Origin of the sequence: uncultured Ruminococcus sp. (assembly GCF_947301925.1) — a bacterium.
In the GTDB taxonomy this organism is placed as follows: domain Bacteria; phylum Bacillota; class Clostridia; order Oscillospirales; family Ruminococcaceae; genus Ruminococcus.
Window position 1 is genome coordinate 211,638 of the sequence record NZ_CAMYUE010000004.1, and the last position, 11,889, is coordinate 223,526.

Annotated in this window: 6 protein-coding genes; 3 read left to right on the forward strand and 3 right to left on the reverse strand. The window is 51.9% G+C overall.

The features are described 5' to 3' along the window. Positions 1 to 25: 25 nt before the first annotated feature. Entirely contained in the window at positions 26 to 1,501 is a 1,476-nt protein-coding gene (gene spoIVA / locus Q0Y65_RS07820) for a stage IV sporulation protein A (RefSeq protein ID WP_297958662.1), read from the forward strand. Between the two features lie 275 nt (positions 1,502 to 1,776). Here the strand turns inward: spoIVA and Q0Y65_RS07825 are convergent, their stop codons facing one another. Continuing rightward, positions 1,777 to 5,676 (reverse strand): endo-1,4-beta-xylanase, encoded by a 3,900-nt coding sequence (locus tag Q0Y65_RS07825; RefSeq protein ID WP_297958663.1) that lies wholly within the window; start codon positions 5,674 to 5,676, stop codon positions 1,777 to 1,779. Positions 5,677 to 6,205: 529 nt separating this feature from the next. Between Q0Y65_RS07825 and yicI the strand changes: the two genes are divergently transcribed. After that, positions 6,206 to 8,509, forward strand: a complete 2,304-nt coding sequence (gene yicI, locus Q0Y65_RS07830) for an alpha-xylosidase (RefSeq protein WP_297958665.1) — start codon at positions 6,206 to 6,208, stop codon at positions 8,507 to 8,509. 89 nt (positions 8,510 to 8,598) lie between these two features. Beyond that, positions 8,599 to 9,792 (forward strand): CPBP family intramembrane glutamic endopeptidase, encoded by a 1,194-nt coding sequence (locus Q0Y65_RS07835; protein ID WP_297958666.1) that lies wholly within the window; start codon positions 8,599 to 8,601, stop codon positions 9,790 to 9,792. Between the two features lie 55 nt (positions 9,793 to 9,847). Here Q0Y65_RS07835 and Q0Y65_RS07840 read toward each other — a convergent pair whose 3' ends face one another. Together Q0Y65_RS07840 and Q0Y65_RS07845 are read right to left on the reverse strand one after the other, a co-directional pair. Further along, complete coding sequence (locus tag Q0Y65_RS07840) at positions 9,848 to 10,771, reverse strand: CPBP family intramembrane glutamic endopeptidase (RefSeq protein WP_297958668.1); 924 nt, start codon at positions 10,769 to 10,771, stop codon at positions 9,848 to 9,850. An 88-nt stretch (positions 10,772 to 10,859) separates the two neighbouring features. Next, the gene (locus Q0Y65_RS07845; RefSeq protein WP_297958670.1) at positions 10,860 to 11,843 is read right to left on the reverse strand and encodes a CPBP family intramembrane glutamic endopeptidase; all 984 of its coding nucleotides are present in this window, start codon (positions 11,841 to 11,843) and stop codon (positions 10,860 to 10,862) included. Positions 11,844 to 11,889 lie beyond the last annotated feature (46 nt).

An 11,889-nucleotide genomic window follows, 5' to 3' on the forward strand; every position in this document is an offset into this window, starting at 1 on the left:
TAGTTCTTATAAAAAGGAGTATTGTATGACTAAAGATATATACAGCGATATCGCGGAGCGTACAGGCGGCGATATCTATATCGGCGTGGTGGGGCCGGTCCGCACGGGCAAGTCCACCTTTATCAAGCGGTTTATGGAATCGCTGGTGATACCAAATATAAACAGTGAATTCATGCGTGAAAGAGCTCTCGACGAGCTTCCGCAGTCCGCGGCAGGCAAGACCATTATGACTACGGAGCCAAAGTTTATCCCCGAGGAGGCGGTACGCATCGACCTGGGAGAGGGCGCAGGCTTCAATGTCCGCCTCATAGACTGCGTGGGCTATATAGTACCCAGCGCTCTCGGCTATATCGAAAACGAGCAGCCCCGTATGGTAATGACCTCATGGTTCGATGAGGAGATACCCTTCAATATGGCAGCGGAGATAGGCACCCAGAAGGTCATAACCGACCACTCTACCATTGGACTGGTCATTACCACGGACGGCTCCGTTACGGATATCCCCCGTGAGGAGTATGAGGAGTGCGAGGAGCGCGTTATCCGCGAGCTGAGAGAGCTTGGCAAGCCCTTTGTGGTGATACTCAATACTGTGGACCCACGGGCGGCGGAGACAAAAGCTCTTGCGGCTCAGCTGACGGAGCGCTATGACGCGCAGGTCATTCCCGTGAACTGTCTGGAGCTCAGCGAGGAGGATATACGCGGGATAATCAGGGAGATACTCTTTTCCTTCCCCGTAAAGGAGATAAATATCCGCACCGCACGGTGGATAAATTCCCTTGAAAAGGGGCACTGGCTCAGGTCGGAGATACTTGACTGCATAAGGGCGGCGGCCAAGGATATACGTCTCGTCCGTGAGGCAGCGGACGCGGCTGCGGCTATCGGTGAGTGTCCCGATGTGGTAAAGGCGGAGATAAGCAGCATCGACCTCGGCAAGGGCTCCGTGACTATCACAGCGGAGCTGGATAACAGCCTGTTCTATAAGATACTGGGTGAGACAACGGGTATAGATATCGAGAGCGAGAGCGACCTCATGCCGCTGCTTACGGAGCTCAACGAAATACGCCGCAAGTACAAGCGCATAGAGCCTGCCCTCGCGGAGGTGGAGGCTACGGGGTACGGCATAGTCATGCCCGAGCTGGAGGAGATGTCCCTGGAGGAGCCGAAGATCATACGTCAGGGCGGAAAATACGGCGTGAAGCTCAAGGCCTCAGCGCCCTCCATACACCTGATGAAGGCGAATATCAATACCACCGTAAGTCCTATCGTAGGCACGGAGCGGCAGTCCGAGGAGCTGGTGATGTATCTGCTGGACGGCTTCGACGACGATCCCAAGAGGATATGGGAGAGCAATATCTTCGGCAAGTCCCTCCACGAGCTGGTGAACGAGGGGCTTCACAGCAAGCTTTTCAAAATGCCTGTGGACGCGCGTATGAAGCTTCAGGAAACTCTCGAAAGGGTGATAAACGAGGGCTGTTCGGGGCTCATCTGCTTCATATTATGAAAAAAGGAGCAGCGTGACGCTGCACCCTTGCCGCGTTGTAGCTTGCAAGCTCGCTCACTATCATCAGAACTGATAATTGTACATCGCTTACAGCACATAAAAAGGAGTACCGCGAGGTACTCCTTTTTCCGTATAGCAACAAGAAAGCCGTGCTGCCTAAGCACGGCTTTCCTGTTCTGATTTGTCCCTTACAATTTATTTTTGGAATTATATCAATCTGTGCGGCGCGTTGTGCAGATGCACCGCACAGATCAACATCGAAAAGAATTATAAAATTATGCTATTGACCAGCTGTCGAAGCTTAAATCGCCGTTAGCGATGAAGTAAATATCTGTTGCACCTGTAGGAATATCTGCCAGAGGAGTCTCGATAGTCTCCATTGAGCCGCCTGCGGGTACTTCGATATAAGTGATAGCGTCGCCTGTTCTTGAACCTGCTACCACCTTGATGATAGCGCCGTTCTTGGAAGAAGCCTTGGCTGTAAGTGTGCCGCTCTTTACCTTGGAGAAGTCGACCTTGCTTACCTTTGCCCATTCGCCCTTCTTGAACTCTACTGTTGTGTTGCCTACGCCTGATACGCTTATGCCCTTTGACTCGTTAGCCATTGTTGCTGCGCGTACAGTCTTTGTAGGATCGAGGTTCTGTATCTGTGATACACCTGTCATATCGCCCTTACAGAAGAGTGAGCCGTTTGATGCATTGTATGTACACTCATTGATCTGAGTTGAACGGTAGTTTCTGTCCTTGCCGCCGTTCATACGCATCTCCTGCTGACGTGAATGGTATGCAACGTAGTACTTATCCTTGTAGTAGATGATGGAGTGATGGTTGTTACCGCCGTTGTCGATGCCCTGCGAGCCTGTATTTCTGAATACATTGCCTGCGAGCTGATTCTTTGTCCAGGGTCCGAGAGGATTCTTGGAAGTCATGTAAAGGATATCTGCGTTGCCGAAGCTTACGCCGTTGATGTTAGTGTTGTTGGGAACGTTCCAGTTTGCACAGTACGAGTAGTACCATGTGTCGCCTATCTTGATAAGGCTGGAGTCCTCGAAGAGGTAAGGTGTCTCCATTGTCTGAGGAGTACCCTCGATAGAGATCATGTCGTCACCGAGCTTTACGCAGCGTCCTGTCTTGGGGTTGTCGTAGCCGTTGCCGTCATTTTCCTTCTTACCGCCGCCGAAGAAGAGGTAAGCCTCATTTGTTGCTTCGTCGTAGTATACGCCGGGATCGAAGAGCCATTCTACGTTTCCGCAGTTAGGTGTGTTGCGGCTGATGAGCTCATGGCCGATAGGATCTGACCAGGGACCTGTGGGGCTGTCGGCTGTAAGAACGCCGATACCTGAACCGTTGTTTGCGAAGTAGAGGAAGAACTTGGGCTTGTTGTCTATCATCTTCCATGCTGCATCGGGAGCCCATGAACGAGCTGCCCACTTAGCTGCACCGTTGGGAAGTGCGCCGCGGTCGTAAGCAACGGGGATAGCACCGTGGTCTGTCCAGTTGACCATATCGTCTGTAGATACGCAGTTGATCGTACGGACCTCATATTCGTTTGTTCTGATGTTTCCGTTTACATACTCGAAAGCATCGTTGGTGGTATAGATGTAAAGTCTTCCGTCATATACCATCCAGCCGGGGTCTGCGCCGAAGCGCTGTGTTGTAAGAGGATTGTTCTCGTTATCCTTTTTCCATGAATCTGCAATAGTCACTGTTCCAAATTTAGATGCAAGTGCACCAAGGTCTACTTGTGGTTTGTTTACGGGGAATTCTGTGATCTTCTTGAGGATGTACTGCTGGAGGAGCACCAGATCTGCGACCTCAAAGGTCCTGTTCTGGTCAACGTCGGCAGCCTTCTGAGTGAGTGTATCATCGAAGCCGCCCTTGAGGAGTCCTCTTCTTGCAGCGATCATATCAAGAGAATCTATGCACTCGTCGAAGTTTACATCGCCGAGGATAAGTGTGCGTATATGGGGCTGTCCTGCGCCGTCGATCTTTGTGCCTGCGGGAGCGGCAATGGCTTCATCTATATAGAAGTTGCCGTATACGTTCTCGTCAGTGGTCTCAACGTAGAGCTGAAGATCGGAAGCGTCAGCGGGTATCTGGAAGTTGGTGTTTGCAAGCTGTACCCACTCGCCCTTGGGAGCTGAAGCAATAGCGATCTTATCGTAGTGAGGATCGTTGTTGCTGTCGTTGTACTGGAGTGTGAGCTTGAACTCCTGTGATTCCTGATCGCCGTCAAGATAGCAGGCATTTACCGAGAAGCTGTACTCCTCGCCGTTCTGGAAGATGGAAGAATCAAGGTTGATAGCAGCGCCGTTCCATGAAGCCTCACGGCCTGTTACATAGAGAGCCTTGCTGCCCTGATACTTTGTTGTGCTGCTGGTAGCTACTGAAGCGGAGCCTCTGCCTATCCAGTCGTCATCCGAGTTCTCGAAGGTGCTGTGGAACCAGTAGCCGTCGCTGTTTACCTTGGGAGGCTCAACGGGTTTGGGCTCATAGCCGCTGCTTCCGGGTCCCTTGTAAGGAAGGCCTGTGCCCCACTGGCTGTCAGGGATAATGGATGTAATGTATTCATATGCCTGCTTGGGCTGGTTATTTCCGTCGTAGAGGAGGGGAGCATTGCTCTTGCCTGTCTGCTTGTCGGTGCCTACCCACGAGTTGTTGTCATTGGGTCCCCATACCTGTACGAGAGTAACCTTGCCCTTGTACTTGCCGCTCTTGTTTGCTTCAACAGCGTGCTGGAATATAGCCTTGTACTTTTCGGCCTGCTGCTGTAATGAGTACTTTCCTGCCTCTGTGGAGATATCGAGCTCAGTTATCTGAACATCGAGACCCAGGCTGAGGTAATCGTCCATTGCAGCCAGGTAGGAAGGAGTTCCGCCCCAGTCATACTGGCCTGAAGCTGCGCTTACGTGCGACTGCATTCCCATGCCGTCGATGAGTCCCTTAGCCATGAGAGGCTTGAGGATAGTATTGATTATGCAGTTCTTCTTGTCGCCTGCGAACTCATTGTAATCGTTGTAGTAGAGCTTACAGGTGGAAGGTGCATACCTTCTTGCGTAGGTGAAGGCCTTCTCAACGAAGGAGTTGCCGCCGTATACCTGGACCCATGATGATCTGTCGTTGCCTGTGGTAGGTCTTGCACCGCCGTTTCTGGCTGTGCCGTCGTAAACCACCTCGTTGCATACGTCGTATGCATAAAGGTCAAGGTCGGGATACTGGGTCTTGAATGCATTGAACATATTCTTTATGTAGCTCTCCATACGCTGATCCATGGTTGAAGCGCTTACATAAGCACCGTTCTCGTTGAAGCCTTCTCTGAAGAACCACTCACGGGTCTGGCTGTGCCATACAAGAGTATGTCCTCTGAAGCCGAGGCCGTTCTTTACACAGAAATCGCAGATAGCTGCGCAGCTGCTGAGTGATACCTTTACATTTGTATCAGTGGAGCCGTCCTGTACCAGAGTGTCCCATGGCTTAGTCTCGTTCTCGCACTCGATAGCGTTGCAGTCCTTGAGCAGTATGCCCTGGATTCCGCTGTTCTTGATAGTACCGCCGTTGAAGATGTTACCAACGCGGAAGTAATCGGCGAACTCGTCCTTCAGGCCCTTGCCTGAGGGAGCCGCGTGTGCCTCAAGAGCCTTCTTGTCGCCTGTGATAAGGAAATCATCGAAGAAGAAGTCCTCTGTGGAATCGTTCCTGATGCCTACCCTGAACTCGTAGCTGTTCTTGGGAGCCTTGTAGGTGCCCTTCAGCTCTGTCCACTGGCCTGCCTCTGCGTCCTTTGCGGCCAGCTCAACGGTGGTCTCTTCCTCTGTTTCCTCGTCGATAGTTGTAAGTGTGAGATGGAATCTTTCAGCTGTCCTGCTGTATACCTTGATACTGTAGGTGTAGGTATCTCCGCCGAAAAGGTACAGACCCTTTGACGAAAGAGCTCCGTCCTCCCTGGAAGTACGTCCCGAGACCTTCATGCCTCTGGACATATTCACGCCCGCCGCTGAGTTAGCGGTGAGCTCCACAGTATCGCTGCTGCCGTACCAGCCCTCGTAGTTGCGCTCGAAGTCGTTGCTAACTACAGAAGCCGCGTAGGTGCGCTGCACAAGATCGGGCAGTGCAACTATCGTGGTCGACATACAGCTTGCAGCTGCAAGACTTGCAACCAGTCTTTTGATTTTCATACATTCTCCTCCTCATATTTATTATTTTATTTTTTCGTTTTCACGCAATGATACACGGCATACCATTCCATGTTGTCACACTCATTTTACTGCATTAATTTATAGTTTGCAACCCCCAAAATACAGATTAGGTGTACAAAATGACGGAAGTCCCCAAAATACGTTGCCGAAAACAAAATTTAGGTCATTATTTTACTATCAACAGCATAAAAGTACTATTTCGGAAAATGAGTGACATTTTGCACTATATGTTATATATATCTCGTTGTATCTGTGTGCTGTAAAATGCAAAAATGATGATATTACCATAAATTGCGACGGTAATCGCAATTTTTGAACAGTCGTGACGACTGGGCTGTTTTTCATATATGTGCCGAAAATCCAGAGCGTGGAATTACCATTTTGCATTGGTGAAAAAATGCAGAAAGTTAAGAAAACAAAGAACACGGCGGATTGAAAAGTTCATAAAAACATGATATGATGATACTATCATGACATTATCGGATACTTCGGGAAAGGGTGTTGAAAAATGAAGGTCTCAGACGGCTACTGGCTCAGCAGGACAGGCTATGACGTCCGCTGGGCGGCTCAGATATATGAAACCGAAGCGGACGACAGGTCCCTGACGGTGTGGGCGGCGACTCACTTCATCTCTAACAGGGGCATGACTCTTGGCGGCCCCATGCTCACGGTCACATTTACGTCCACTCTGGAAAACAGCATAAAGGTAACGATCAGGCACTTCAGCGGCGGCGTAAAAAAGTCCCCGTCCTTTGAACTCGGCGAGGACAGCGGCTTCCGTCCCGTAATAAGGCGTACCGGGGACGGCGGCTATGAGCTCATATCGGGTAATACCTCAGTCAGAACCGGTAAGACGGGCGGCGAGTGGGATATATCCTACCGTTTCGGTGACAGGCTCCTTACACGCTCGGGTTGGCGTACTACCTCCATCGTCACGGAGGAGCCTTTCCGCAGAAGGCTGGCAGAAGCCGAGAACAGGGAGCAGCGCTTCTTCTCCGCATACGACAACGGCGGCAGCACCTATATCCGCGAGATGCTGGGGCTGTCCGTTGGGGAGTACATCTACGGCTTTGGCGAGAAGTTCACCGCCTTCGTGAAGAACGGCCAGACCGTTGAGGTCTGGAACGATGACGGCGGCACCTGCACCGAGCAGAGCTACAAGTCGGTGCCGTTCTTCGTTTCCTCAAGGAGCTACGGCGTGTTCGTGAATACTCCCGAAAGGGTAAGCTTCGAGGTGGGAAGCGAGAACGTATCGGGGACGGCCTTTTCCGTGCAGGGGGAGGAGCTGGAGTATTTCATCTTCGGCGGCGATACTGTCGCGGATGTCATAGAGCGCTATACCGCTCTTACGGGCAGGCCTGCCCTGCCGCCGCCCTGGTCCTTCGGACTGTGGCTGTCCACCTCCTTTACCACCGACTATGACGAGGAGACGGTAAGCTCCTTCATCAGCGAGATGAAACGCAGGGAAATCCCCCTCGATGTTTTCCACTTCGACTGCTTCTGGATGAAGGAGATGGAGTGGTGCAGCTTCAGATGGGACGAGAGCAGGTTCCCCGAGCCTGCGGCAATGCTGGCAAGGCTGAAAAAGCAGGGGCCGAGGATATGCGTGTGGATAAATCCCTATGTGGGACAGAAGTCCCCTGTGTTCCGTGAGTGCATGGAAAAGGGCTATTTCATTAGGAAAAGGGACGGCTCGGTGTTCCAGTGTGATATGTGGCAGCCCGGAATGGCTGTTATAGACTTCACCAATGCAGAGGCAAGAGAGTGGTTCGCGGCGCAGGTGCGCAGGCTGGCAGATATGGGCGTGGACGCGGTAAAGACGGATTTCGGTGAGCGTATCCCCACCGATGTGGTGTACAGCGACGGCTCCGATCCCTACAGGATGCACAACTATTACTCCTATCTGTACAACAGGACGGTATTTGAAGCGCTTGACGGAAAGGGCTGCCTTTTTGCAAGAGCTGCCACCGCAGGCTGTCAGCAGTTCCCCGTACACTGGGGAGGCGATTGCTTCTCCGATTACAGCTCCATGGGGGAGACCCTCCGCGGCGGACTTTCCCTGTGTATGTCGGGCTTCGGCTTCTTCTCCCACGATATAGGCGGCTTTGAATCCACGGGAACTCCCGACCTGTACAAGCGCTGGACGGCCTTCGGACTGCTGTCCACTCATTCACGCTATCACGGAAGCAGCTCCTACCGTGTGCCCTGGAACTACGACGAGGAGAGCTGCGACGTCGCAAGGCATTTCGTCCGCCTGAAGGGCAGGCTCATGCCCTATATCTGGGCTAACGCCGTGAAGGCTCATCTCACGGGAGTACCCGTCATGAGGGCTATGGCCGTTGACTTCACCCACGACCGCGGAGCTCTTACTGTGGATACCCAGTATATGCTGGGTGACTCCCTGTTGGTGGCGCCTGTTTTCAGCGAGGACGGCCGGTGCAGCTTCTATCTTCCCGCCGGAGGAGTATGGACGGATATACAGACAGGCGAGGAGCTCACGGGCGGCGGCTGGTACACAAGGAAGTACGATTACTTCGGACTTCCTCTGTTTGCAAGGCCCCGTTCGATCATAGTTTACGGAAACTTCACCGATACCGCCGACTACGACTACGCCGACGGCATGAGGATAGTGGTATACGGCATGGAGGACGGCGACGAGGCTGCTTCGGCAGTTTACGACAGGAGCGGTGCTGTGGCAGCCGAGATAAAAGCTGTCCGCAGGGGCGATGTGCTGGCGGTGACAGTCAGCGGTACAGACAAGCCCTATACCGTGGAAAGCGCCGACGGATCGGCAATAACCGTGAACGTTTGAAAATATGGCTCCTGCCCCTTTACTTTTGGCTGATTTTGTGGTAAAATAGACTTCAGATACATAAAGAAAGGCAGGGATGACTGACGGAAATGAATGAAACACAGGGCTACAGTGCGGAGTATGCCGCGCTCAGCCATGAGATATACAGTCTTACCAAGCAGCTCGAGGCCAAAGAAAAGGAGTGCCGCGAGGCTACAAAGACAGATGTGAAGGATCCCTTCAGGAACCCCACGGAGTACCACTGGTACAGGGACGACTACTCGGAGATACTTCCCTGGATAACCATGCCCGAATTCTCGGTGCCCTATGAGCCTGCAAAGGTGGAGAAGAACGCCATCAGGAAATACTACAGCATAGGCGGCTTCACCATGCTGTTCCAGTTCCTGGGGAGCAATCTTCTGGCGCTGATATTCATATTGGGAATACAGTTCATACTGAAAAAGCTGAACCCCGACGCAGCAAGCGGCGCTATCTCACATTACATGGACAAGGGGGCCATATTCGTCTCTATAAATCTCCTTATCTACATGATAGCCAATATAGGTTTTGCTTTCATAGGACTGAAATGGGCGAAGATAAAGCCCTCCTTCATGATACAGACCCGTGACTATACCGTGAGCGACGCGGTGATACACTGCTTTGCGGGACTGTTCATATGGGTCACCGCAGGCTTCCTGTCAAGCGGTATCGAGGATATCTTCTCCAAGTACGGTTTTTCCACACTTGTCATGGACACGGATTACGGAGAAACGGGTCTGGGCTTCGCCATACTGACCATATACAGCTGTATCATAGCGCCTCTGACCGAGGAGATAATGTTCCGCGGTGCGCTGATGAAGATATTCTCAAAGGCGGATCAGAGGTTCGCGATAATCATTTCGGCGGCCTTCTTCGGACTGGCTCACGGTAATGTGCCCCAGTTCATGCTGGCCTTCCTTATCGGAATATTCTTCGGCCACATCGACATGAAGCATAATTCAATCGTCCCCTCCGTCATCGTTCACATCTTCATCAACAGCATGGTAACGGTGATATCCCTTGTAAAGGACAACAAGACCATGACGGCCATGCTGTCGGTGGGACTTATCGCGGCGGCAGTTGTGGGTCTTATCCTGCTTATAATATTCCGCAGGAAGAACAGGCTCCCCGTATCCACTCCCGCACAGAAGCTGAGAGGACTGTCGGTGGCTATGACCTCCGTGGGCTGCATAGCTGCGGTACTGGTACACGTGGGATACATGGCTCTGCTCATAATACAGACCAAGGTACAGGATCTTTCGTAATAACATCAAAGCCCCTGAGCAAAGGCTCGGGGGCTTTCTGTATTCATTCATGAAATTATTCTGCTGCTTCGGGAGTTTTCTTTGCCGAGGCAGCCTTTCCGAGGATAAGGAGAAATACGATCAGTGCAGCTGTGCCGAGGGCAATGGTGGTGAATATGCTTCCCTCCATGCCGAATTTTCCGCCTGTCAGATAAGTCTTATCCGATGTGACGGTGGTACGCAATATGGATTCCGTCTCTCCCGTACCGCTGACGCTTATGCCGTACACATTGCCCTGTGTGAAGTTCCATATGGAATGAATGGCGGATATGCCCCATATATTCTCGAAGAGTATCATGCAGAGCGATGCGAGGACTCCGAACAGCGCAATATTCAGAAGGGGCAGGAGGCCGAAGCCGTAGTTTTCACCGTGGGAAATACCGAAGGCTGCCGCGCTTACGCCTACGGCAATGGCGGTATGATGGCCTGCGCCGCCTATGGAGTTCATGAAATAGCCGCGGAAAACGAATTCCTCGCTCATTCCCTGTACGCAGAAGCCGAGAAGGTAGAGAACGATCAGCTTATAGTTCACGTTTCCGCAGAGCTTTACGGTGCCTGTGCCTGTGAGCTTTGTCATGAGTATAGTGGACGACATGAGGGCTGCTCCCGCCAGTGTGCCCGAGAGATAGTGAACAAGGAAGCCCTTCCTTTTTACGCCCATGGAGCGGACGGGTCTGTGCTCCAGGAAGCGGCAGTATATAATAGCAACTATAATGCCAAGCACCGTACCGAACAGGTAGGGTATCTTTACTCTTGGATCATTTGAGGATATCTCCTCTTCCTGTTTTATCAGTCGGGATAATGCGATAGCGGGAGCAATGGCGTTTAAGCCGCGTATGAGCATGAATACAACTACAAAGCTGCATATAATTAAGAATAATTCCTTTGAGGTATTTGTATCTGATGATTCGTCAAACATTTTTGGTCTGTAATTCAGCATTTCAGCACCTCCCGTATGTATTCTGTTCTGTAGTGCGATATTATCTGCAAAGCCCCTGAGCTGAGGCTCGGGGGCTTCATGTTATGGTCTATGCTGCGGCCTCGGGAGCTGTCTTTGCTGCCGCTGCCTTTCTGCTGAGCAGAAACAGCACTGCGACCGTGCCGATGCCAAGGGCAATGGTGGTGAACAGGCTTCCCTCTATGCCGAATTCTCCGCCTGTGAGATAGTCCTTTGCGGAGACCGCCGTGGTGCGCCACACAGACTCGGTGTCGGCGCTTCCACTGACGCTTATGCCGTACAGGTCGCCCTGTGTGAAGTTCCATATGGAGTGTATTGCGGATACTCCCCAGATACTGTCGGTGAGTATCATGTATAAAGCGGCGAATACGCCGAACAGTGTGAGATTGATGAAGGGTATGGGGCCGAAGCCGGGATTGGTGGCATGGGCAAGTGCAAAGCCCACTGCACTGATACCCACAGCAAGGGCTGTATGGTGTCCTGCGCCGCCGATGGTGGTCATGAAATAGCCGCGGAAGATGAATTCCTCGCTCATGCCCTGTACGAAAAAGCCCAGGAAGAACAGGCATAATACCTTATAGTTGATATTCTCGCAGAGTGTCATCCTGCTTGTGCCCGTGAGCTTGCTCATGAGGACTATGGACGTCATGAGGACGGCGCCTATGACCATGCCCACCGCATAGTTGAGCAGGCTGTGCTTCTTCACCGCGCCCATGGAGCGGACGGGGCGGAGCTCTATGCAGCGGCAGTAGAATATGGCTGCAAGTGTGCCGAATACCGTGCTGAGCAGGGTGGGTACCATTATGTTGGGCTCGGCGGAGACTATCTGTGAAGCCTTCATGGAAAGCTCCCATTCACTGCCGGAAAAGCCCGCTGCCGAAAGCCTTGCCATTTCCTCCTTCATGGCTCCCCATGAGATTATTCCCGGGACTATGGTCTCGAGTATGAGTATTACAAAGAAAACCACGATAAAGGACAGTATTATCCATATGAGCTTTTTTGATGCGTGTGACTTCGACGCTTCGTCGAACATTTTAGGTCTGTAGTTTAACATCATAACACCTCCGAATTACATTTTACTATAGTACGGGGAAGATGTC

Bases quoted from the DNA above. Each gene is read 5' to 3' on its own strand.
- spoIVA (WP_297958662.1), top strand. From the start codon at position 26: ATGACTAAAGATATATACAGCGATATCGCGGAGCGTACAGGCGGCGAT.
- Q0Y65_RS07825 (WP_297958663.1), bottom strand. From the start codon at position 5,676: ATGAAAATCAAAAGACTGGTTGCAAGTCTTGCAGCTGCAAGCTGTATG.
- yicI (WP_297958665.1), top strand. From the start codon at position 6,206: ATGAAGGTCTCAGACGGCTACTGGCTCAGCAGGACAGGCTATGACGTC.
- Q0Y65_RS07835 (WP_297958666.1), top strand. From the start codon at position 8,599: ATGAATGAAACACAGGGCTACAGTGCGGAGTATGCCGCGCTCAGCCAT.
- Q0Y65_RS07840 (WP_297958668.1), bottom strand. From the start codon at position 10,771: ATGCTGAATTACAGACCAAAAATGTTTGACGAATCATCAGATACAAAT.
- Q0Y65_RS07845 (WP_297958670.1), bottom strand. From the start codon at position 11,843: ATGTTAAACTACAGACCTAAAATGTTCGACGAAGCGTCGAAGTCACAC.